This is a genomic window from Pelotomaculum schinkii (genome assembly GCF_004369205.1).
Classification (GTDB): domain Bacteria; phylum Bacillota; class Desulfotomaculia; order Desulfotomaculales; family Pelotomaculaceae; genus Pelotomaculum_C; species Pelotomaculum_C schinkii.
Genome location: NZ_QFGA01000001.1, coordinates 1,029,012 through 1,053,440 on the forward strand (window position 1 = coordinate 1,029,012; position 24,429 = coordinate 1,053,440).

Consider the following 24,429-nt stretch of genomic DNA (forward strand, 5'->3'; position numbering starts at 1 on the left):
CCACTCCCCGGACATATGCCAAAAATGTTTTCTGGTCTGCCGCACTACTTCATTGAGGCGGCCATTTGTTGAGCCTGCTCCAGGTCCAGGTTGCCAGCTATGGCATAAACAACGCCATTTTCCTGCCAGATCAGGCTGTTGATGTTGCCCCGCCCATTGTGATTCCCGGCGGCGCTTGGCGTTACAAATACACCCTGCTGTCCGGCCACGCTGACTTCTTGCGAAGAACCATCTATATCAGGCACCAGGATGGTGTGCTGCCAGTCGTCAACTGCGGCCAACTGCCTGCGCAGGTTGTCCGGCAGAAAAGGCAGGGCTAAAAGCGCGTCCCTTATAGCCGCCACATCCGAACCCGGGGCCACAAGTTCAGGACTCCGCCCCTGCAGCACCATGACCCGGTTATCGTTGGCCCCGGCATATAAAGCCTGTACGGTGACCGGAAATTTGACCGTGAACATCTTGCCGTTGAGCTCGTCAGGCAATAACTTGCTGCTGCCAAGTGATTTTAGCACCTCGTTGGTTCTCATGGTATCCAGAGTGAGGTTCATGGTTCCACCGGTAGTTTTATTAAATTCCCGGACCTCAAAACCCTCGGGTATAACAGCGGGCAACTTGAGCTGAAAATCCAGGGCTTCACCCGCTTCAGCCTGCGTTACCCTGAAAGACTCTGTCTTGCCGCTGAACTCAAGCTTACCGAAATTTTCAATATTTACCTGCCCGGCGCCCTCGCGTATACTTCTTTCAATATTAGCCATATCCTCAGGCGTAATACTTATGGTTGTTACCTTCTCAACCCGGAAAATGCTCAGTAGTTCACTTGCCGCTGAACGGACGGAACCAAAACTGAAGATTGTAGCTATGGCCAGTACAACCACTGCCGAAACGGCAGCTGAACGATATTTTGCAAACATGCTAAACACTCCTTTCCCACGGCGCGAGGCGATCCGGTCCTGTAACTTGCCCCTGTTGAACCTGCTCCAGGCCAGGCCTGTGTCAACAGAGTCACTGGTCAGCGCGTGGTAATAACCGGTTAGCTTGGCGTTGGTATAGTTCTGATTATCCTTTAGACGCTCCGCTGCAGCACAACATGCATCGCAGCCCAACAGGTGTTCTTCCAGCCGCTTGCTGTCAGATTTATTTAATTCCCCGTCCAGGTAAGCCTGCAGGGTACCGATATCATAACAGCGCACCTCAATCACTTCCCTTGAACTTGGTGTATTCTACCCTGAATTTGGCGCGAGCACGGGCCAACACAGTACCTACAGAGGATTGTTTGATACCGGTGGCGCGGGCGATCCCGGCATAATCCATCCCGGAAAACCTGAGTAGAAGGCAGGCCCGGTCCCTTTCCGGGAGCTGCTCCAAGACCTCTCTGGTCAAGGCAATTTCCTCTCCCCGCACCAGTAATTCCTCCGGTCCGTCCCCGGCCAGTACCTCAGCCAGACCGGCGCTCACCTCGCGACGAGACCTGCTATTCTCACTGCGCAGGTGGTTGTAAGCGAGGTTGGTCGCAACTCTGGCCAGCCAACCGCCCATATTTGACGGTTCAGGGGGAGGCGCCTGGTAAAGCCGAATAAACGTTTCCTGGGCAATGTCCTCCGCGGCGGCGCGATTACCCAGAAGGCAGGTGAGATGGCGGCAAATGGCCGGGTAGTGGCGGTCAAAAAGCTCTCTAAAGCCGTTATGGCTGCTTATGGGCTTGTCGGCTGTCGACTGCAGGGCCATTCCCCGGTACCCCCTGGTGTTTTGGCTTTCATTTACTAAACAGAGACAAAGGGCTATTTGTGACAGGTTAGCCTTATAAATTATATCATAAAATAAATAACCGGCTGTTAAGCCGGATGACAGATGATTTTTTACTATTGGCCGGTTGAACATTCTCCTTTACCGGACAGGTTGCTTTTCCACATGATGATGGCGTCCTCGTTGTTATCCGTATAGTATTTCTTGCGGCGGCCTTTTTCCACAAAACCCAGCGCCTCGTAAAGCCGCCTGGCTGCTGTATTGGTGGGGCGGACCTCCAGGGTCATTCCGGTGGAGCCTTTTTCTACCGCCAGTCTGATCATTTCCAGCATCAACGACTTGCCGATATTTCTCTGCCGGTAGTCCGGGTGGACCGCCACGTTGGTTATATGAGCCTCGTCCAGAATCAGCCACATCCCGCTGTAACCCACCACCTTATGCCCGCTCAAGGCCACGATGTAATGGGCCAGGTTATTCTGCAGAAGCTCGTAAGCAAAAGCATAGTAGGACCAGGGCGCAGGATAGGACACTTCTTCTATATCCAGTACCTGGTTTAAGTGCTCCAGGCGCATACTTGTAAAAACGAGCTTCAAACATTTTACCCCCCCGGACAATTTTTTCGCAGCCAGGTCAACTCTGCCTCGGAAGGCCTGATGTACTCAGGCTGCAGGGCAGACGGGTCAATACCACGGCCTTCCCGCAAAGCTGCCAGACCCAGTTCCGCTACGGCCGCCCCCCTGGGAAAGCTCGCGGCCTGAGGCGCGAGTCTTGCCATGCTGCCAAGGGCATCCCGCAGCTGGGCTCCATAAACAGGGACCCCGTCACCCAAAAGGGTCACCGGCCGCTTGAATTCCAAAATAATTTCAGCCAGCCGCGACGGGCCAACGGCCGCAGGACCCTGTATACAATTAGCAACCCCACCCTGGCAATCATATATGGCGGTATAAACCTCGTTCTTGCGGGCGTTCAGTATGGGGCAGACCAGGCCGCCGCTCCCGGCCAGGGGATGCGCCAGCGCCGTCAGGGTTGAAATACCCACCACCGGAAGTCCCCAGACCCAGGCCAGCGCCTTGGCGGTGCTCATGCCGATACGCAGGCCGGTGAAAGAACCAGGGCCGCCTGAAACCGCTATACCGGTCAGCTTACGGCGGTCTATCTCCGACTCCTCCAGCACAGCCTTGAGCATTGGAAGGAGGTTTACGGAATGTGTCCGCCGGTTCAACACCATGCGTTCAGCCAAGATCCCCCCCTGGCCGGCTACCGCGACCGAGGCCACCGGTGTGGCAGACTCAACTCCCAGAACAAACAACAGACATCAACCCCTCAACCACCAGCCGGTACCTATCACCCCGCGGGAGCATCCTGATCTCCCTGAATTCGTCTTGGGTACCCCTGTTTATAAGAATTTCCAACCTTTCCGCAGGAAGAGCTTCCCGCACCCGTTCCGCCCATTCTATCAGAGTTACGCCATCTCCGTAAAAAATATCTTCATAACCAAGGTCATCCAAATCACCGGGGCCGTTAAGCCGGTAGACATCCAGGTGATAAAGCGTCAGTTTCCCGTGGTATTCATTAACCAGGTTAAAAGTGGGACTGGTCACCGGGTCTTCAATACCCATACCGCGGGCCACCCCTTGGGCAAAACAGGTTTTTCCGGCGCCAAGCTCCCCTTGCAGGCAGACTATGTCGCCGGCTGTTAGAAACGATCCCAGCATCATTCCGATCCGGGCCGTTTCTTCCGGCGACTTCGTGTTTGTGTAAAACAATCTTTTCACTCCAGTATATGACGCCTTTTGCATGATAGTATTAATATTATAACCTTTGCCGCCATGGGGCAATCCCCCCAATTACTATAATTCACCATGAAAAAACAAAACCCTCCACCGGGAGGGAGAAAGTATGGTCGAACCTGGGGACCGCTTAAGCATAATCTCTAATTAAAGTTTTTTTATAGCATGAATGCTTCCATTCCATGTTCTCCAGGAGTTCCTTGATTTTCTCTACGTCAAAGGGCTTGGCAATGCAGCACAGCGCCCCCCCTTCCATGGCCCTGGTGACGGTTTCCTCTGAACCGTATGCTGTCATGATAATCACCTCGGTTTCGGGGAGCATCGCTTTAATTTTACCAAGCGCTTCAAGGCCTCCCATCAGGGGCATCCGTACATCCATAAAAACCAGGTCAGGGTGGCTGGCTTTAGCAATATCTACAGCTTCCAGCCCGTTCCTGGCGGTATATACTTGGTGCCCCACTTCCCTGATTACAATATCGAGAAGGTAACGCACCCCGGGCTGGTCATCAACAATCAAAATTTTTAGGGGTTCTGACATTATTACATCACCTCTCAACACTGCGTTACATCTAATAACATTACAGTATAATAATACCAACATTATTATACGACATGCGTTTGCAAATTCCTTTTATAAATCCATTAAAATCTTTTAATTCTATATTTCTCCATCAAACGGAAAACACCTTTGACCATTGATAAAAACTTGCTCAACCCGTGATGAAATATCCAGGGGATAACCGTCCCAGATAACAATATCCGCGTCTTTGCCCGGCTCGATACTCCCCAGGCGACCTTCCAGTCCGAGGATGACGGCAGCGTTAATAGTTACAGCCTGCAGCGCCTGCTCATCGGACAACCCCCCCTTTTTGGCCAGGGCGGCTGAAGCTGCCAGGTACTGAATAGGGACCGCCGGGTGGTCGGTCATAATGGCGAAGGTAACTCCCGCGCCCGCCAGGACCGCTGCCGTCTTCAGGGTAATACCCTGCATTTCCACCTTCACCCTGTTGGTAATGAGCGGTCCAACCACTGCAGGTATACCTTTGGCCGCTAACTGCTTAGCCACCAGATGACCTTCCGTGCAGTGCTCAATCACCAGCTTGACCCCGAACTCACCGGCAATCCGGACAGCGGTCATGATATCATCAGCCCGGTGAGCGTGCACGCGCAACGGCGCCTCCCTTTTCAGCACCCTGGACAGCGACTCCATTTTCAGGTCCTTTTCGGGGTTCTCTTTTTTTAAATAATTTTGGCCCTTGGTCAGCGTCTCCCTTAAAAGAGCAGCTGAGGCCATACGGGTGGCGGGCATTTTTTTATCAGGCCCGTAGCTGCGCTTGGGGTTCTCCCCCAGCGCCGCTTTCAGTCCGGCCGGGAAGCGGACTATCATCTCATCTATCACAGTCCCGTGTGTTTTCATAGCCACCATTTCCCCGCCGATGATATTAGCGCTGCCCGGCCCCGTAACTACAGTGGTGACACCACCCGCCAGGGCGTCACGAAAACCCAGATCGGCGGGATTAACGGCGTCTATAGCCCTCAGGTGGGGAGTCACCGGATCGGTGTTTTCATTGCAGTCATCGCCTTCCTCCCGGTAGATCTCCTCCACGATGCCCACGTGGCTGTGGGCGTCAATTAAACCCGGCATAACAACCTTTCCTGAAACATCTACGGGCTCAGCGCCGGAAGGAACAATCACTCCTTCCATCACAGCGGTTATTTTATCCCCGTCGATCAGGACTGTGCCCCTGTCAATGACAGGCCCCGCCATCGTTATAACTCTTCCGCCTACTAGGGCCAGCACTTTATCTACTTCCTTTCCATAATATATAAGCCGTGGGCAGCCCGGCCAAAAAACTAAAACACCCTTGCCGGGTCCGGCAAAGGTTTTATTGATGTCATCCCATACGGCGCTTTAGGCTTATAAGTCAACCAGCCCGAGACTGATTTCAACGGCTTGGTTGACCCTGGCCATCATCTCACCATCCAGAGCGCTCACCTTCTCCATCAACCTGCTTTTGTCGATGGTCCTGATTTGCTCGAGGAGAATGACTGAATTCTTTTCAAGCCCCCCTGGCCCTGCCGGCATCTCGACGTGAGTCGGCAGTTTGGGCTTTTCTATACTGGAGGTTATGGCCGCCACAATTGTAGTGGGGCTGTACTGATTACCAATATCATTCTGAATAATAAGCACCGGCCTGGTCCCTCCTTGTTCGGAGCCTACAACCGGGCTTAAATCCGCGAAATAAATATCTCCCCTCCGGATCAGCATGTTTATTTTACCCCCGGAAAAGGGAGTTCGTAAATACGTGATACCTCTGCTTCAAGACGGGAGTGCTCCAGCGCCAGGGCCAGGTTAATTTTTGCCATTTCCAGGTATCCTCTTTTCATCTGTTCCCTTAAAAGTCGCCTTTTGCGCTCCGAAATATAAAGCTTCATGGCCTCACGGATAAATTCACTGCGGTTTAATTGCTCAGCGGCAGCAATCCCGTCAACTTCTTCCAGAAGTGAGTCGGGCAAGCTAATCATGACTCTCTTTACCTGGGACACAGGCGGTCCTCCCCCACGAAGCTGCATAGAACATGTATACCATATTATATACACTATGGCTTCAATTATGTCAATATCACAAGCTAATCCTTTACCGCGCCCGGACCCCGCGAGAGAACGACTTTGCCGGTCCGGACGATTTCTACAACGCCAAAATCCTGCAGCACTTCACAGAAAGCGTTGATTTTCTTTTCGTCGCCAAGGATCTCAATAACCATGGTTTCCCTGCTGACATCTATAATGTTGGCCCTGAAAACGGAGACCAGGTTGACGATTTCGGAGCGGCGGTTTGACTCCGCCCTTACCTTAATCAGAGCCAGTTCGCGGTCTACCGAAACCTCCGACTTGATTTCAACGATTTTAATCACATCAATCAGCTTGGACAATTGCTTCATGACCTGGTCCAGGATTTGCGTGTCACCGTTAACATCCAGGGTTATACGTGTTACATCCGGCTGTTCGGTATAACCGGCGGTAATGCTTTCAATATTAAAGACCCTCCTGCTGAGGAGACCGGATATGCGTGCCAGTACACCCGGTTTGTTGACAACAAGAACGGCAAGTGTGCTCTTCAAAATCAAACCCCCCGCTAACGCCCCGGCAGGGGCGAACTTTTTTAAATTCTACCATAAATTTCGCGCCCCGCCTACCCGTAAGCAAATCCGTGAAAACAAAGGAAGCAGGGGGACGGTTCTTTTGCTTCCTTAAATAATCGTACAACTACCCAGCTCACAGAGCGAATCCCCAAAAATGCAGGTGCGGATTCATTCGCAAAAATGTTAAATTAACCGCCGCAAGTCCGGTGGCGCCGCTATTGCGGCGTGGGTAACATATCATAAGTATTTGAGATCTGGTTAAAGTCATTTTGTCGGCTCAAATTTCTTCTAAGCAAACTAATTTCAGGCCAGGCTGGTCGTGCCCATCAGGAAGCGGTCGCATTCCCTGGCGGCCCCGCGCCCTTCGTTTATGCTCCAGGCCACCAGGCTCTGACCACGGCGCATGTCACCGGCGGCGAAGACTCCTTCCACGTTGGTGGTGAATTTGCCGTATTCGGCACTGGCGTTGGAGCGCCCGTCACGCTCCACGCCAAGCTGGCTTAAAAGACTGTCTTCCGGACCGGTAAAGCCCATGGCCAACAGCACCAGTTGAGCCGGCCATACCTTTTCGGTGCCTGGAATATCACGAGGAATGATGCGGCCAAGGTCATCTTTAACCCACTCCACTTCGACAGTGTGCAATTCTTTGACCTGACCGTTTTCATCCCCGACAAATTTTTTGGAGGTAATGCAGTAATGCCGGGGATCCTCCCCATACAGGCCCACTGCCTCTTCCTGACCGTAGTCCACCTTGTAAACTCTGGGGAATTCAGGCCAGGGGTTATTGTGGGCACGTTCCACAGACAACATAGGCATGATTTCTAACTGGTTAATACTGCGGCACTTATGGCGTATAGCTGTGCCCACGCAGTCAGTGCCGGTATCACCACCGCCGATAACAATCACGTCCTTACCTGCCGCAGATATAAAGTTGCCATCGGTGTGGTTGGAGTCCAGTAAACTTTTGGTATTGGCTTTAAGAAACTCCACCGCAAAGTGTATACCCTTCAGGTTTCTCCCTTCCAATGGTAAATCCCGTGGTTTGCTGGCGCCTCCGCACAGGACAACCGCATCGAAGTCTTTTTTTAGCTTTGAAACAGGGTAGTCCTTGCCAACTTCCGTGCCGGTTATAAACATTACGCCCTCTTCGGCCATCAGGTCAACCCGCCGCTGTACCACCCTCTTATGCAGTTTCATATTGGGGATGCCGTACATCAGGAGTCCGCCCGCGCGGTCGGCGCGCTCAAAAACTGTTACCCAGTGGCCGGCTTTATTGAGCTGGTCCGCACAGGCCAGGCCTGAGGGGCCGGAACCAATCACGGCGACTTTTTTGCCGGTTCGCCTGGCGGGCGGTTTGGGTACAATCCAGCCTTCTTCGAAAGCCTTGTCGATAATGGCGCATTCGATTGTTTTTGATGCCACGGGTTTAACGGCCAGTCCGGCGGCGCAGGCTCCCTCGCAGGGGGCAGGGCAGACCCGCCCGGTGAACTCAGGGAAATTATTGGTCTTTAAAAGTCGTTTCAGCGCTTCCTGCCACAACCCACGGTAGACCAGGTCGTTCCATTCCGGATTGAGGTTGTGGTTGGGACACCCGGAAACCATCCCGTTGATCATGATCCCGCTGTGACAAAACGGTGTGCCGCAGTTCATACAGCGCGCACCCTGTTCCTGAAGGGTTTCTTCAGAGATTTTATAATGGAACTCGTTCCAGTCGTTGACGCGTTCCAAGGGAGCGCGGTCCTCCGGAAGTATCCGGTCATATTCTAAAAATCCGTTCAATTTACCCATGGCGTTTCCCCCTAACCCTGTATCGTTGCTAATTACCGCTGACTCTGGACTCGTCTTTGGCGTTTTCTTCAAAGGCAACCATAATCGCTTCTTCTCCACTTAAGCCCTTCTGATAAGCGCGCTTGATGGCCCCAAGCATACGCCTGTAATCTAAGGGGATCACCTTGACAAATTTTGGGGCCATCTTCTGCCAGTTGTCAAGGACCGAGTCGGCTTTTTGGCTCCCGGTATATTTCCAGTGCCGATGAATCATATTCCATACTTCCTCGATCTCGCCGGCATCATCAAGCTTTTCTAAATCAACCATCCCCAAGTTGCAGCGTCCGGGGAACGTACCATCCTCATCCAGAACATAGGCAATCCCGCCGGACATGCCGGCGGCGAAGTTACGGCCGGTAGTACCCAGCACAACCACACGGCCGCCGGTCATGTATTCGCAGCCGTGATCGCCGACCCCTTCCACCACCGCGTTGGCGCCGCTGTTACGGACACAGAAGCGTTCTCCTGCCACACCGCGAATGTAAGCCTCACCGGAAGTGGCGCCATATAAAGCCACGTTGCCGGTAATAATATTTTCCTCAGGCACAAACGTCGCGCTTGCCGGCGGAAAGACAATCAGCTTGCCGCCGGAAAGGCCTTTACCAAAATAGTCGTTGGTGTCACCCTCTACGGTCATAGTGATCCCCCGGGGGATAAAAGCGCCAAAGCTCTGACCGGCCGAACCCTCAAAAGATAACCGGATTGTGTCTTCCGGTAGCCCTTCACCGCCGTAACGTTTGGTGACCTCATGACCCAGGATGGTGCCGACCACTCGATTGGTATTTTTGATCGGGAATTTGGCTTCCACCGGCTTACCAAGTTTTAAAGCATCCCGGCACAGTTCCAGGAGAAACTGTCTGTCCAGGGATTTTTCCAGCGCGTGATACTGCTCGGTACGGCAGTACCTGCCGACACTATCGGGAACATCGGGCTGGTAAAGCAGGCTTGACAGATCCAACCCTTTAGCCTTCCAGTGCTCGATGCCTGCTCTCTGCTCCAGTACGTCGGTACGTCCGATCATTTCGTTGACGGTGCGGAAACCCAACTGGGCCATTATTTCCCGCAGCTCCTGGGCAATAAAATGCATATAGTTTATCAAATGCTCCGGCTTACCCTTAAAATTCTTGCGCAGTTCCGGGTTCTGGGTACAAACCCCGACCGGGCAGGTATCCAGGGAACACACGCGCATCATCACACAACCCAACACGACCAGAGCTGCTGTTCCAAAACCGTATTCTTCCGCGCCCAAAAGCGCGGCCATAGCCACGTCCCGACCGGTCATCAACTTGCTGTCCGTCTCTATTACAATCCTGTCGCGCAGGTTGTTCATCACCAGGGTCTGGTGGGTTTCCGCTACACCCAGCTCCCAGGGAAGACCGGCATGGTTGGTGCTGGTGCGGGGTGACGCTCCCGTACCACCGTCATAGCCGCTTATTAAAACGACGTCGGCTCTTCCCTTGGCTACTCCGGCGGCGATAGTACCGACACCGACCTCAGAAACGAGCTTGACGTTAATCCTGGCGCCGGGATTAGAATTTTTCAGGTCGTGGATTAATTCGGCCAGGTCCTCAATAGAATATATATCGTGGTGCGGCGGGGGCGAAATTAACCCTACCCCGGCCGTAGTGCCTCTGACTTTGGCTACCCAGGGATAAACTTTTTGTCCCGGCAGTTGGCCGCCATCGCCGGGCTTGGCTCCCTGCGCCATCTTGATCTGGATTTCGTTGGCGCTGGTCAAGTACTCGCTGGTCACGCCAAACCTGCCGGAAGCCACCTGCTTGATTGCGCTGCAGGCGGAATCTCCATTGGGCAGGGGCTTATAACGAGCCGGGTCTTCCCCGCCCTCACCGGTATTGCTTTTACCGCCGATGCGGTTCATAGCGATAGCCAGGGTTTCACTGGCTTCCTTGCTGAGGGCGCCAAAGGACATAGCTCCGGTTTTGAAGCGCCGGACAATTGTTTCTACCGGTTCGACCTCATCAATCGGTACCGGTATCCGGTCTGTTTTAAATTCCAGGTATCTTCTCAAATTGGTGTTCAGAAAGTTGACCTGGCCTGAGTACTTTTTAAACAGAGCATAGTCACCTCTGCGGCAGGCCTGCTGCAGGGCTGTAATGGTCTGCGGGTTAAACAGGTGCTCCTCCCCGTCATGACGCCACTGATAATTGGAACCGGAATCGAGAGTAGGATCGATATTGTTTGCAAAGGCCCTCTGGTGGCGCAGTTCAGCCTCCCGGGCAATCTCAGCCGTACCAACCCCTCCTACCCTTGATGCAGTCCAGGTAAAATACTTGTCAATAACTGACTGATGAATGCCGACCGCCTCAAAGACCTGGGCGCCGCAGTAGCTTTGAATAGTGGATATACCCATCTTGGATGCTACTTTGACTACGCCTTTGACGGCAGCTTTGATGTAATTTTTGATGGCTTCCCGGGCGGTAAGCCCCTCTAGCAACCCCTGCTCGGTCATGTTTTCCAGGGTTTCAAAAGCCAGGTAGGGATTGACGGCGCTGGCGCCAAAGCCTAACAAAACTGCGAGGTGGTGAACTTCACGCGGTTCACCGGATTCCAAAAGAAGGCTGACCCTGGTACGGGTTTTTTCCCGGATCAGGTGATGGTGCAGGCCCGACACCGCCAGCAGGGCCGGTATGGGAACGTGCTGCGCATCTACGCCGCGGTCAGATAAAACAAGTAAGTTGGCGCCGTCTTCAATAGCCCGGTCGGCTGCCGAACACAGCTCCTCCATGGCCTTTTCCAAATTGCGGCCCTCTTCTCCCACTTTGAACAGGATCGGCAGAGTTACCGTTTTAAAGCCGTCGAGCTTGAGATGCCGGATTTTTGCCAGTTCACCGTTGGTCAGGATGGGTTTCTTTAACCTGATTTTATGACAGTTATCCGGTTCAGGTTTGACCAGGTTCTTTTCTGAACCTATGGTGGTTTCAACCGCGAAAATAATTTCTTCACGGATAGAGTCGATGGGCGGGTTGGTCACCTGGGCGAAGAGCTGTTTAAAATAATGGTATAAAAGCTGGGGTTTTTCCGACAGCACCGCCAGCGAAGCGTCGTTACCCATGGAGCCTACCGGTTCTACCTCATCCCTGGCCATACGCTCCAAAATTTTAACCAGATCCTCAAAGGTATAACCAAAAGCCTGCTGCCTCAGCAGTAATGTTTCGGGCTCAGATTCAGGGACTGCTGCCTCCGGCAGGTCCTCCAGGCCGACTAAGTATTGGTCCAGCCACTGGCGGTAAGGATGCTCCGTCACCATGCGCTGCTTCAGTTCGTTGTCGCTGATAATGCGTCCTTCACCGGTATCCACCAGCAGCATACGGCCGGGGCGAAGACGCTCCTTGAGCACCACGTCTTCAGACGGGATATCCAGCACCCCGACTTCCGAGGACAGTACAATCAAGTCGTCCTTGGTGACATAGTAGCGGGACGGTCTCAGTCCGTTACGGTCAAGGACCGCGCCAATAATAGTACCGTCTGTGAAGCCGATGGAAGCCGGACCGTCCCATGGCTCCATCATACAGCTGTGGTATTCATAGAAAGCCTTTTTCTCATCACTCATGCTTTCATGATTGCTCCATGGCTCCGGGATCATCATCATGACGGCATGGGGCAGTGTCCGCCCGGAAAGAGACAGAAATTCCAGGCAGTTGTCAAACATGGCCGAGTCACTGCCGTCGGTATCAATAACCGGAAAAATCTTGGCCATATCCTCGCCGAAAAGCTCCGACTCGCACATGGACTGACGGGTGTGCATCCAGTTGATGTTGCCGCGCAGGGTGTTGATCTCTCCGTTGTGGATGATATAGCGATAAGGGTGGGCCCGTTCCCAGCTCGGGAAGGTATTCGTGCTGAACCGGGAGTGGATCAGAGCCAGGGCAGTTTCCATGGATGGATCATTGAGGTCAAGGTAATACCCGGTAACCTGATCCGGAACAAGCATACCTTTGTAGACAATCGTCCTGCAAGAGAAGCTGGCGAAGTAGAAGGTATCCCCTTCCTCCAGGCAGTTTAAACGCACCTCTTTTTCGGCCCTTTTGCGAATCACATACAGCTTGCGTTCAAAGGCCAGCTGATCATTTATTTCCGGGTTCCCGGCAACTATCGCCTGGCAAATGTATGGTTGGGCCAGCCGCGCCGTCTTACCAAGCGCAGAGTCGTCGGTTGGAACATGCCGCCAACCTAAAAGCGTCTGCCCCTCTTGACGAATTATATTTTCAAGAAACTGCTGGCTTTTTTCCCTTTTACCCTGGTCGTGGGACAGGAAAAGCATGCCGATACCATAACTGCCCGCAGGGGGCAGGCTGATTCCCTGCTTGGCGCATTCCTTTTCGAAGAAGCCATGCGGGATTTGCATCAGGATACCGGCGCCGTCGCCGGAGTTGAGCTCAGCGCCCCTGGCCCCCCGGTGGTCCAGGTTGATCAGGACTTGTATCGCCATTTTGATAATTTTGTGTGACTTTCTTCCTTTGATATCGGCGACAAACCCCATACCACATGCGTCATGCTCAAATTGCGGGTCGTAAAGACCCTGTTTCGGGGGTAGTCCATGGCTTCCATTTTGTTGCAAAATTTTCCCCTCCTGTGTCGCTTGCATAAAACTATAAATTTAAGTATAAAAAGAAAAAAGCCTAACTACAGGCGTGTCAAAACACTGCGACTGTAGTATAGGCTTCATTGCCAAACCTTATATGGATACAACGCTGTACCCGGGTATTAAATTGCTGTTTTCTGGGAGCATCAGTATATTAAAGTATATTAAAGTATATTAAAGTTTAAAATTTAGTCAGGTATTCCTCCAACTCCCAGGGGTGAACCTGAATCCGGTAGCGGTCCCATTCAATCCGCTTGGCTTCCATATACCGGTTAAACACGTGTTCCCCTAGAGCTTCACGGATAACTGTATCTTTTTCCAGCTCCTGCAGGGCCTGATAAAGATTTTCCGGCAGGCTGCCGATACCAAGCGCTGCTCTTTCACCCGGGGTCATTTCATAAATATTCCGGTTACAGGGAGCGGGTGGCGTAATCTTATTTTTGATACCGTCCAAACCTGCTTTAAGGCTTACCGCCAGAGCCAGGTAAGGGTTGCAGGCAGGATCGGGGCTGCGCAACTCAAGCCGGGTCGACGAACCGCGCTTGGCGGGAATCCGGATCAGCGGGCTCCGGTTTTGCGCGGACCAGGCGACATACACGGGGGCCTCATAGCCTGAAACAAGCCGTTTATAAGAATTCACACTCTGGTTGGCAACAGCCGTAATGGCGCCGGCATGTTTGAGCACGCCTCCAACATAGTAGAGACACACCTCGCTTAAACCATCACTGGATGAAGGGTCATAAAAGGCATTTTCCCCGTTACGGGTGAGTGATTGGTTCATATGCATCCCGGAACCGGCAATGCCAAAAACAGGTTTGGGCATAAAGCTGGCGTGCAGGCCATGCCGCTGTGCCGTGGTTCGCACTATAAACTTAAAGGTTACAATCTTGTCTGCCGTACTTAAAGCATCCGAATATTTAAAGTCAATTTCGTGCTGCCCCGGAGCCACCTCGTGATGTGAAGCCTCTATTTCAAAGCCCATATCCTCCATAATTAAAACCATATCACGCCGGGCGTTCTCCCCTAAATCTACTGGAGCGAGATCAAAATACCCCGCCTTGTCCTGGGTAACGGTAGTGGGGCGACCTTCATTATCCAGGTGGAAAAGGAAAAACTCCAGTTCGGGTCCCGCATTCATGCTATAACCCATTTCTTCGGCTTCCTTAATCGCCCTGCGTAAAACGTTGCGCGGGTCACCCAGGAAGGGAGTGCCATCCGAATTGTAAATATCGCATATCAGCCTGGCAACGGCTCCGTCCATGGGCCGCCAGGGAAACACCGCAAACGTTGAAGGATCCGGCCTCAGGTACATATCCGATTCTTCGATCCGTACAAAGCCCTCGATAGATGAACCATCAAACATCAACTCTCCAGCCAGGGCTTTCTCCAGCTGTTCCACAGTAATGGCGACATTTTTCAAAACTCCAAAAATGTCCGTGAACTGCAGTCGTACAAACTTAACCCCTAATTCCTTGGCAAGTTTACGTACATCTTCGTTAGTAAGCTTAGCCAATTACTATCAGCACCCTTCTTAAACGATGTTGTCATGGGCGATAAGTAAAAAAAGCCGCATTAAAGGCATAATTAATCATACCCATAAACCGGCCTCATTGCCCATAGTCGGAGTACCACGCTGTACCCGTTTCTTTTTTAATTAACCATTAGTATATCATAAAATTTAAAAATAACCATAGTTTTTTGACACTTTTGACGAAACAAATTCGCCCTGTTGCCGTTGTGCTTCCCTGCCCTTTCAAAAGATTCGAGAAGCCTCCGTTTAGAGATCCGGATTGTACTCCACTATGCTGGAGGTGAGTTCCCGACTAACGTAAACTCGCCGGGCACTCATCCTAAGCCTAAAAAAGTCCCCTACCCGGTCAGAGCAGGGGACTTATAGTAAAATAATTCTAGAACTTTGTCAGGTACTCATCAACTTCCCACGTGTGAATCTGGACGCGGTAATTATCCCACTCAAGCGTTTTAGCTTCAACAAATTTCTCATAAACATGGTCGCCCAGGGCGCTCTTAATAACGTCATCCTTGGCCAGTTCCTGCAAGGCTTCCGCCAGACTGCCCGGCAGGCTGTCAATATTCAACTCTTTGCGCTCTGCCGCAGTCATATGATAAATATTCTGGTTGGTCGGCGGCGGCGCCTGAATTTTGTTCTTAATCCCGTCAAGGCCGGCTTTTAAAGCAGCGGCGATTGCCAGGTACGGGTTGCAGGCCGGATCCGGGTTCCTCAGCTCGATCCGGGTTGAACTGCCACGTTTGGCGGGGATACGGATCAACGGACTTCTATTGCGTCCGGACCAGGCGACGTATACCGGCGCCTCATATCCTGGTACCAATCGCTTATATGAGTTAATCGTGGGGTTGGTTAAAGCCGCAATAGCACGGGCGTGTTTTACCAGACCGCCAATATAGTATTTTGCCGTTTCACTTAACTGATCAGGAGTTGAGGGGTCATAGAAGGCATTTTTCCCATCCTTAAACAACGACTGGTTCATATGCATACCGGAGCCGTTGATCCCGAAAATAGGTTTTGGCATAAAGGTAGCGTGCAATCCATGGCGCTGGGCGGTAGTACGTACAACCATTTTGAAGGTCATGATCTTGTCGGCGACATCCAGAGCTTCAGAATACTTGAAGTCGATCTCGTGTTGGCCGGGCGCCACCTCGTGGTGGGAAGCCTCTATTTCAAAACCCATTTCTTCCAGGGTCAGCACCATGGCGCGGCGGGCATTTTCGCCCAGGTCTACCGGGGCAAGGTCAAAATAACCGGCGCTGTCATGAGTTTCCAGGGTGGGCCTGCCATCTTTATCCACGTTGAATAAAAAGAATTCCATTTCCGGACCGACCTGCATGGTGTAACCCATTTCCGCAGCTTCGGTCAGCACCTTTTTCAAGACATAGCGTGGATCTCCTTCAAATGGCGACCCATCAGGGTTGTACACATCACAGATTAACCGGGCTACGCCGCCCTCCCGTGGCCTCCAGGGAAACACCTCGAAACTCTTAATATCGGGACGCAGGTACATATCCGATTCTTCAATTCTGGCAAAACCATCAATTGAGGAACCGTCAAACATCAATTCATTATCAAGCGCCTTATCTAATTGTTCAACAGTAATGGCAACATTTTTCATCACGCCGAAAATGTCGGTGAACTGGAGACGGATAAACTTAACCCCAAGGTTTCTGGCTTTTTCAATAAGCTGTGTTTTTTCAGAAGTTCCCATGGTAAACCACCTTTCAAAAAAATATTATCTGATCACACCGCAAACAATTAATACTCATATGCTAAGCTCAGTGGCAGAGTATCCGCTAAACCTGATTATCCAAATTCACCCCTCCCCAGGACAAAAAGAAAACCCTTAAAAGCGGCATTAAAATGCAATGCCAACTTTTAAGGGCGCCCTTGCCCGTGTGATACAACAGTGTACCACTTTTATGCTTTTGAGTTACAGCGTCTGTACTGTGTATTATTATAACTACACCCGGCATACCCGCGGCCTATTCTGATATGGCACGCTGTTATGGTTGGCGCCGGTCTATAAGTTATGAGCGAGTATAATCGCTTCAGCCACAGCCCTCATAGAAATTCGCTTGTTCATGCTCTGTTTCTGGATACGTTTAAAAGCGTCGGTTTCAGTGATGCCCATGGTCTCCATTAAAATGCCTTTAGCCCTTTCAATTACCTTCCTGGTTTCCAGGGTTTCTTTCAATTCTTTGACCTCATTTTCCAGCCTGATGATTTCCTGATAGTTGGTCAAAGCCAGCTCAACCGCCGGGATGAGGTTGGATTCAAGCTCCGGTTTCATGAGGAAAGCAAATACCTTAGCCGCCTTGGCTTTTTCTATAATATTTTGCTTTGTGGATGAAGATACCATAATAACCGGCGCCAGCTTATCCTCGTTAATGATCTGGGCAACTTCATGCCCGTCCAGGCCAGGTAAAAAAGCTTCGATAATCACCAGGTCGGGTTGTCTGGATCTAACCATCTTCAAGCCGGATTGGCCATCCTCGGCCTCCCCGATTACCCAATAACCCATTTTTGCCAGAATACCCTTGATGTTTTTTCTCCAGGTGGCATCGTTTTCAATTACGATAACTCTTTGTTCACCCACGGTATATGCCTCCTGTCTCAAGCACTCTGCCATACCATATATCATGTGGTCATACCTGTAAAATTAAACCGGGAAGAGAAAAAATGCCCTCTACAGGTAAATCAAGACCTGATAAGGGCATCATTGCCAGAATGTTATAGGCACTTCCTCGTACCTAAAATATCAACATTACAGTGTCATTATATCTGATCCCTTCCAGGAAGGCAACCTTGTTTTAAATAATTTGGTCTAAAATTTGTTCCACTTCTTTACGCCTAGCTATTTAACATTCTCTTTGCGGCTTCATCCTGGATTTCCGTAATGAAAGGAATGCCTGTTTCTTTCTCAGTCTCCCTGTTGCCGGACGCCAGATCATATCTGGATATTTCCGGGACGGAGAACTTACGCGCTCCAGCAAGAAGCTGCTGCAAGCCGGCAGCCAATTTATCAGCGAGCGTCCAAACAGCAATTGCTCCCAGCGGAATATCCTTCATTGCGTCAGCGCCCACTTTTTTCTGAACATCATAGTAGCCCGCAAAGATTTCGTCAGCCCTCGTACCAACGTCTGATACAGACTTCGGCAATTCACTCCAGTTTCCATGCACAGCCGCTTTTCGCTCAGGCTTGAGTATGCCTTCAATATTTGCTCCCAGGAAACCGGGAATCATAGTCGCTCTGCCGATACAAATCATTTTTGTAAATGGAGCGCCCAGGGCCAAGGCCTTAAAGATCTGATCTTCTCTGGCAATTCCGCCGCCAAAAGCCAGGTCGACAACTCTTTGACCTTTTTGAGCCAGGATACTTGCATATTCATAGGACTTGGCATGGAGCAGCAGCGAAGGTACGCCCCAGCTCTCCATCATATTCCACGGGCTCATTCCGGTACCACCACCGGAGCCGTCAATTGTCAAAAGGTCCAATTTGGCGTCCGTGGCAAATTTGATTGCCATTGCCAGCGCTTCCATACCATAGGAACCGGTCTTCAAGGTAATTCTTTTATACCCTTTGCTCCTTAAATCAGCAATTGCCGTCATGAAAGAATCTCTGACCTGATCATAATTTGCAAGATCCGTATAGCCCAGGCGGCTATGACGGGCGAAAGAACGGATGGCGCCGGATTTAAAAGCTTGCTGCACTTCAGACAGGGTCGGATCCGGATCTACGATATAACCTCTGTTTTTCAAAAAAATAGCGTAATCAAGATCTCTTACCTGGATTTCGCCGCCAATATCTTTAGCGCCTTGCCCCCACTTCAGTTCGATGATCACCTTGTCACCGTATTTTTCGAGGACATAATCAGCAACGCCGTTGCGGGTATCCTCAACGTTCATCTGAACAATGATGGCTCCGTAACCATCATGATAACGAAGATAGGTTTCGATTCTGCGGTCGAGTTCAGGCGATTTCAGAATCTTACCGTTTTCGATAACCGACTCCTTGTCAACCCCTACGACGTTTTCACCGATGACAATCGGATAACCGACGAGAGCTGCGCCGACCGCAAAAGACTCCCAGTACTTTGCGGCAACGAAGGTGGAGCCCAATGCGCCGGACAGGATGGGGATCCTGGATTTTGTCTTAATCTCATTTCCAAACTCTGTTTCAATTTTAACATTGGGGAAGATACAATCATCCGCATCGCTGGAAAGACCTTGCGGGAGACCATAGGCGCCATAGTTATAACCTTGAATGCGAAGGGAATTATAGGAAACTCCCACGTGAGTGATATTGTCACTTCCCGCAGTGACGGCTCCGAAATTTCGGGGATAAAGCATTTTACGTCCTTGCATACAGGACATGAAGGTTTCACATTTCCCCTGGCAATCTGCCCGGCATAATGTACACAACCCGGATTCGGCCGGGTTGCCGCGATTCACCGTACCCAAAACATCATTAGACCTCTGCTGACCGATACTCATAAATAAACACACCCTTCTTAGAATATATTATTGCTTCATTTAATTAGCTTTGTTATACATACCGCTTAAATCATCTGCTCCCAATCAAATCCCTACTCCAGGGCTTCTCAATAATTTCCGGCTCCTCACCTCTTTAGTCAGTTAATATCCTATTTAAATTTGATGAAACGCTAATCTCAATAGTTAGCTAAATACTGCTCTACTTCCCACGGGTGCACTTCAGACTGGAACCGGTCCCATTCGCTGCCTTTCACCTCCAAGAAACGCCGTAAAATATGTTCACCCAATGCCTCATGAATGATTTTATCCGCAGCCAAAGCTCGCAACGCATCTCCCAAGCTGCGCGGCAGCCAATCTTCCTTGGCGATTTCAACAAACCCGTTGGGATCAGGGCTATCTTCCGGCAAAAATGGAACAGGCGCTATTTTATCTGTAATACCATGCAATCCTGCCTGCAAAACAGCAGCAAGGGCCAGGTATGGATTGCAGGTTGGATCAGGGCTGCGTAAGATAATCCTGGTATCATCACCACGCTGGACCGGTACACGGATCATGGTATTGCGGTTGCGTTCCGACCAGGCCACCCGGGCCGGGTAAAGCCGGTTCGGCAAGATGCGCTTATAAGAGTTCACCAAGGGATTGGCCAGGGCGGTAATCGAACGGGCATGCTGCAAGATACCTCCAATAAAGTGCTGCGCGTTTTTACTTAAGCCCAAATCACCGGTTGGATCATCAAAAATATTTTCGCCGTCACACCAGAGGGAAAGATGCAGATGCATTCCCGAACCGTTCACCTGACGCATTGGTTTCGGCATAAAAGAGGCATGCAGACCGTGCCGCTGGGCTATGTTGCGGACTACAAACTTGAAGGTAGCTATTTTATCGGCAATGGCAGGGGCCACATCTTCTTTAATAAAGATCTCATGTTGGCCGGGAGCGTTTTCGTGGTGGGAAGAGGATATTTCAAAACCCATTTCTTCCAGTGTCAGCACCATATCCCGCCTGGCATTTTCCCCCAGATCCACCGGAGACAGGTCGCAGAACCCAGCCTGGTCATGGGTAGCGGTCGTGGGCTTGCCCTGACTGTCAGTGTGAAACAGGAAAAACTCTATTTGTGCGCCCACTCGGAACTGAAATCCTGATTCAGATGCTTTTTGCAGTACCTTTTTCAATGCAGATCGCGAACAGGCCGGGTATGCTCCGCCTCCGGGGGATGTGGCATCGCATATCAGCCGGGCTACCGCTCCATCCCGGGGACGCCAGGGAAATACTTCAAAGGTGGTTGGGTCGGGATACAGGTAAATATCGTTCTCCCTGTTGCGTACAAAGCCCTCGACTGCAGAACTGTCAAACATGACCTGCCCATTCAGCGCTCTATCCAACTCTTCAACCGTGACAGCGATGTTTTTGAAAACACCGAATACATCGGTAAACTGCAGGCGAATAAATTTTACATTATACTCCCTGGCTTTTTCCAAAACCCCTTCTTTACCCAATATGTCCAGGATGCATCCCCCCAAAGAAAAATAAAAAACGCCCCAAAAGACCATATTGGAAACTGGTCTTTTAAGGACGTCTTTGCCCTCAAAATCCTTATTGCTCATTAGTATAGCATAATAGATCTGAAAATCAATGGCCTCATTGCAAGAATATTGTATACAATTATTGCATAGGCTTAAATCTATTTTTTTAAAGATATGATAATCCGGCGGGCAATCCTTGCTATCGGCACACAGTTATCCATGCTTTTTCTTTGCATATATTTGTAGGCTTCCCTTTCAGACATGTTTTTGGCTTCCATCAAAAGGCCTTTCGCCCTTTCAACCAGCTTTCTTTCCTCCAGCGTTTGCCTGAGCCTTTTGTTTTCCTCTTCCAGCTTAATAATCTTTTTATAGCTGGCTATGGCTATTTCTATAGCCATAAACAGTTGTTTTTCTTCAACGGGTTTAATCAGGTAACCAAAAATCCAGGTGGTGGCCGCTTCCGACACCAGCTCCTGCTCATGAGCCTCGGTTAGTAAAATCACCGGCGCGGCCCGGTGTTCCTCAATAATCCGGGCGATTTCCAAACCTTCCGCGCCGGGCAGCCTGGCATCCATGATGACAACATCCGGTTCGTTCTGAAAAATCACTTTAAGGGCGCTTCTCCCATCTTCAACAAGACCTACCACCATGTAGCCGGCATGAGTAAGAATTTCCTTGAATTTTTGTCGATTTTCGGGATCGCCGTCAGCGATAACTACCCGGGTTCCAAACATATGGCGCACCTTTCCAAGAAAAATTCCCAACATAATACCGGTGAAATCTTCTCTTGCTTCCATGCTACGGACCACTCCTGCTCGGTCCGTATGTAGGAGTATTTTAACATGATCACTTCAAAAATGATAGAAGCCGCTTAAAGTGTCGGACATCGCCCGGTATAATCAAGCATAATGCTGGCCGGGTATTATCCACAATAGCATTATATGGTGTTTTGAGTCCTGCTTTTTTTATCTCATTAATCTCAAAAGTTTAACATATTGTAATTAGACGGGTTATTTTTATAGACCTTAAAAACCAAATATCTCAAAAACAAGGGGGTTTTTGAAAAATGAAGGGGCAACTGGTGAAAGTTTTTCCGGGTGGCAATACGGCCTTTGGTTTTCATTCATTTTACGACAATATTATTAAAACAGACGCAAACCGAATCTATATTTTAAAGGGAGGTCCCGGCGTAGGCAAATCAACCTTCATGCGTAAAATCGGCGAAACCGTACTGGATATGGGTTACGATATTGAATTCCATTGCTGCTCTTCGGATAACGGTTCGTTAGACGGCTTGGTTATTCCCGCAATCCAGGTAGCCCTTCTGGACGGTACCAGTCCACATATTGTTGACCCGAAGAACCCGGGAGCGGTCGATGAAATAATAAATTTGGGAGAATACTGGAACGAGAAAGGAATCCGTGAAAACAGGGAGCAAATACTAGCCGTTAACAAGGAAGTCGGCCGTCTGTTTAAACATGCTTACACCTACCTTGCCGGCGCTAAAACCTTTCTGGATGAGGTTGAATCCTTCTACCTTGAAAGCGGCGCTTTCAATGCAGGCGCTTTCGATAAACTGGTCCTGGACCTGACCCTCGAAATTTTCGAAGGCAAACCCAGGTTAACCGACAATCCCAAAGCCCGCCACCTTTTCGCAACCGCCAATACCCCGGACGGTCCGGTCAGCCATCTGGAAACTGTTGTAGGACGCCTGAACAAACGTTATATCATTAACGGTGATGATGGAACAGGGAAAACCGTCCTGGTTCAACGTATAATGGATACAGCTTTAACCAGGGGCTACAATGTAACCGCCTTCCATTGTGCACTAAACCCCAACAAAATTGAGCATTTGGTTATTCACGACCTGAGCCTGGCCGTTATCAATAGCGTCGAACCGCATTTTTACCAGCCTAAAGACGGTGACACAGTTATCAATACCATGACCTGCGTGGCGCCTGTAACGAATGAAGACTATTTAGCCGAGAGGGATACGGCGCGGGGGCTGTACCGGCAGTGCATGGAACAGGCTGTGTCGTTTATCAGCCGGGCGAAAAAGAAGCATGACGAGATGGAGAAGTACTATGTTCCTTATATGAACTTTGACGGTGTCAATGCCATGAGAGAAAAGACCCTGCAGCGTATTCTGGAACTGCTTGAGGGCAGCGCCGGCACGGCCCGCGATTGAAACCAGAATCAAGCCTATCGCCGTAACAAAAACATAATTGCCTTTGAAGAAGCCTCCGGGTGTAACTAACTACTCACGGGCGGCTTCTTATTGTTTGGCAGATAAAAACATATTGACCGGTAAAACCCGGAACAAAACCATGAAATCTTAACATAAAACAGATTATTCGGAATTCGGCCCTATTTTCTAATATTTACATTTACACAGAAAAAGGGAGGAAATCAAGATAATTGCTAGAACCTTTTACGGTGTAATTTTTATAACCGGACGGGGAATTGAAATGAGAAAGTTTTCCCCCGGAAGGATGACTTATATTCCTTAAGGAGTTAAGCCCATGAGCGCAAAGAACCGCCTGAAAATTGATTATCTGTTTGATATATCAATTAAAATTCTATATTTTTCCGGCAGGTTATTAAAAGAGCATTGCAATTTGGACTGGGTTCCGGGCTGGCTCGTCAGCACCCTGGGTATTAACGGGTGCGCTGTCGGCATTAATATGACCAAGCGGTGTATTGTCTATTTTAATGCCCAAAAAAGCACTGCGGACTATACGGAAGTAGATCTGGACGTCCTGCAGTGTTTTCAACAGAATGCTTGTGCCAATAGGAACATTCCCTGCCCTATTTTAGACTGTCCGGTAAGACAAAAGGTTATAGAAAGGTGCGGTCAACCGGATTACGAGGTAACCTGTTTCCCCATGGCCTGCAGGAACGGCTTTTTAATGTCTTGCGGAGAAGGCCTGCTGTTGAATTCTTTCCCCGTTACGGAACTCTTAAGAGCGGTAACGCACGTGATCGAATGCAGCCTGGATACCATTAAAGGCACGGGGAAAGACCCCACCTGCTTCCTTCCATCCGAAGATATGGCGCAGATGTGGTCGGAAATGCTGGCAGGCTTGTCCCATGATTTGAGGACCCCTCTGGCCTGTATCAAGGGATACGTCACCACCTTGCTGCGGGATGACGTGGCCTGGGATCCGCAAACCCAAAAAGAATTCTTAAACATTATTGTAGAAGAAACAGATTATATTGAAAGCCTGATCAACAATTTGCTGGATTCTTCCACCTTGAGCTGGAAAGGTGAAATCGAGCTCAAAAAAGAACCCATATCGCTCCTTCAGATAGCCCAAAAAGTCCTCCGGGACCAGTCGTACCGCAAAAAGAACCATGAGTTTATTGTAATGTTTCCGGAAGATTTTCCAATTGTGAAAGCAGACCTGACCAGGATTGAGCAGGTGCTTCGAAACCTTGTAGACAACGCGGTAAAGTATTCAAACGAAAACACCCAAATCGTTATCAAAGGCGAACTGGCCCCTGAGGAAGTAATTGTTTCGGTAGCTGATCAGGGCATCGGTATTGGTGACGAGCATTTAAACCAGTTGTTCGAAAAATTTTTCCGGGTAAACAGCAACCTGCAGGAGCATCAAAAGGGAATGGGGCTGGGATTACCTCTGGCCCGTCAAATCATAATCAATCACGGTGGCCGGATCTGGGCCAAAAGCAAGTTAAACCAGGGAACGACCCTTTTCTTCTCGCTGCCTACCGGATCCGCAAACAGTGAATTGCCATCCACGAGAGGCAACTAGAG

General features: G+C 50.3%; 20 protein-coding genes. 2 read left to right on the forward strand and 18 right to left on the reverse strand.

All coding sequences use genetic code 11. The annotated features are described in order from the left end of the window. Positions 1-44: 44 nt before the first annotated feature. The 18 genes from Psch_RS04965 to Psch_RS05050 form a co-directional block, all read right to left on the reverse strand. Positions 45-1,190 (reverse strand): anti-sigma factor family protein, encoded by a 1,146-nt coding sequence (locus tag Psch_RS04965; RefSeq protein WP_190239348.1) that lies wholly within the window; start codon positions 1,188-1,190, stop codon positions 45-47. A 1-nt stretch (position 1,191) separates the two neighbouring features. After that, positions 1,192-1,725, reverse strand: a complete 534-nt coding sequence (locus tag Psch_RS04970; protein ID WP_190239349.1) for an RNA polymerase sigma factor SigX — start codon at positions 1,723-1,725, stop codon at positions 1,192-1,194. A gap of 134 nt (positions 1,726-1,859) precedes the next feature. Next, complete coding sequence (gene rimI, locus Psch_RS04975) at positions 1,860-2,336, reverse strand: ribosomal protein S18-alanine N-acetyltransferase (RefSeq protein WP_427910072.1); 477 nt, start codon at positions 2,334-2,336, stop codon at positions 1,860-1,862. Between the two features lie 5 nt (positions 2,337-2,341). Beyond that, complete coding sequence (gene tsaB / locus Psch_RS04980) at positions 2,342-3,052, reverse strand: tRNA (adenosine(37)-N6)-threonylcarbamoyltransferase complex dimerization subunit type 1 TsaB (RefSeq protein WP_190239350.1); 711 nt, start codon at positions 3,050-3,052, stop codon at positions 2,342-2,344. After that, positions 3,033-3,518, reverse strand: a complete 486-nt coding sequence (gene tsaE / locus Psch_RS04985) for a tRNA (adenosine(37)-N6)-threonylcarbamoyltransferase complex ATPase subunit type 1 TsaE (protein WP_427910073.1) — start codon at positions 3,516-3,518, stop codon at positions 3,033-3,035. Before tsaE ends, tsaB begins: the two co-directional genes overlap by 20 nt. Before the next feature lie 145 nt (positions 3,519-3,663). Continuing rightward, entirely contained in the window at positions 3,664-4,071 is a 408-nt protein-coding gene (locus Psch_RS04990) for a response regulator (RefSeq protein WP_190239351.1), read from the reverse strand. 120 nt (positions 4,072-4,191) lie between these two features. Continuing rightward, complete coding sequence (locus tag Psch_RS04995) at positions 4,192-5,334, reverse strand: amidohydrolase (RefSeq protein ID WP_190239352.1); 1,143 nt, start codon at positions 5,332-5,334, stop codon at positions 4,192-4,194. Positions 5,335-5,451: 117 nt separating this feature from the next. Next, entirely contained in the window at positions 5,452-5,802 is a 351-nt protein-coding gene (locus tag Psch_RS05000; RefSeq protein ID WP_134218846.1) for a type II toxin-antitoxin system PemK/MazF family toxin, read from the reverse strand. A gap of 2 nt (positions 5,803-5,804) precedes the next feature. Further along, a complete protein-coding gene (locus tag Psch_RS05005) occupies positions 5,805-6,080 on the reverse strand; it encodes a CopG family ribbon-helix-helix protein (protein ID WP_243123949.1) in 276 nt (91 codons plus the stop codon). Between the two features lie 83 nt (positions 6,081-6,163). Beyond that, positions 6,164-6,655 carry an acetolactate synthase small subunit gene (gene ilvN, locus Psch_RS05010; protein ID WP_134218844.1) on the reverse strand — a complete coding sequence of 164 codons (492 nt, stop codon included), beginning with the start codon at positions 6,653-6,655 and terminating at the stop codon, positions 6,164-6,166. A 324-nt stretch (positions 6,656-6,979) separates the two neighbouring features. Continuing rightward, on the reverse strand, positions 6,980-8,464 hold the full coding sequence (locus Psch_RS05015) for a glutamate synthase subunit beta (RefSeq protein ID WP_190239354.1): 1,485 nt from the start codon (positions 8,462-8,464) through the stop codon (positions 6,980-6,982). A 28-nt stretch (positions 8,465-8,492) separates the two neighbouring features. Then, positions 8,493-13,082 carry a glutamate synthase large subunit gene (gltB, locus tag Psch_RS05020; protein ID WP_243123950.1) on the reverse strand — a complete coding sequence of 1,530 codons (4,590 nt, stop codon included), beginning with the start codon at positions 13,080-13,082 and terminating at the stop codon, positions 8,493-8,495. Positions 13,083-13,287: 205 nt separating this feature from the next. After that, positions 13,288-14,619: a type I glutamate--ammonia ligase gene (glnA, locus tag Psch_RS05025; protein ID WP_190239356.1), complete on the reverse strand. Its 1,332-nt coding sequence runs from the start codon at positions 14,617-14,619 to the stop codon at positions 13,288-13,290. Between the two features lie 394 nt (positions 14,620-15,013). Next, entirely contained in the window at positions 15,014-16,345 is a 1,332-nt protein-coding gene (gene glnA, locus Psch_RS05030; RefSeq protein ID WP_190239357.1) for a type I glutamate--ammonia ligase, read from the reverse strand. A 312-nt stretch (positions 16,346-16,657) separates the two neighbouring features. After that, on the reverse strand, positions 16,658-17,233 hold the full coding sequence (locus tag Psch_RS05035) for an ANTAR domain-containing response regulator (RefSeq protein WP_134218839.1): 576 nt from the start codon (positions 17,231-17,233) through the stop codon (positions 16,658-16,660). Positions 17,234-17,487: 254 nt separating this feature from the next. Beyond that, positions 17,488-19,131, reverse strand: a complete 1,644-nt coding sequence (locus Psch_RS05040; protein ID WP_134218838.1) for a glutamate synthase-related protein — start codon at positions 19,129-19,131, stop codon at positions 17,488-17,490. A 176-nt stretch (positions 19,132-19,307) separates the two neighbouring features. Continuing rightward, a complete protein-coding gene (gene glnA, locus Psch_RS05045; RefSeq protein ID WP_243120621.1) occupies positions 19,308-20,636 on the reverse strand; it encodes a type I glutamate--ammonia ligase in 1,329 nt (442 codons plus the stop codon). A gap of 176 nt (positions 20,637-20,812) precedes the next feature. Next, positions 20,813-21,451: an ANTAR domain-containing response regulator gene (locus Psch_RS05050; protein WP_243120614.1), complete on the reverse strand. Its 639-nt coding sequence runs from the start codon at positions 21,449-21,451 to the stop codon at positions 20,813-20,815. Positions 21,452-21,720: 269 nt separating this feature from the next. Here Psch_RS05050 and Psch_RS05055 point away from each other — a divergent pair, with 269 nt between their 5' ends. Beyond that, positions 21,721-22,842 carry a PRK06851 family protein gene (locus tag Psch_RS05055; RefSeq protein WP_243120613.1) on the forward strand — a complete coding sequence of 374 codons (1,122 nt, stop codon included), beginning with the start codon at positions 21,721-21,723 and terminating at the stop codon, positions 22,840-22,842. A gap of 334 nt (positions 22,843-23,176) precedes the next feature. Beyond that, positions 23,177-24,427: a sensor histidine kinase gene (locus Psch_RS05060; RefSeq protein ID WP_134218837.1), complete on the forward strand. Its 1,251-nt coding sequence runs from the start codon at positions 23,177-23,179 to the stop codon at positions 24,425-24,427. Positions 24,428-24,429: the final 2 nt, after the last annotated feature.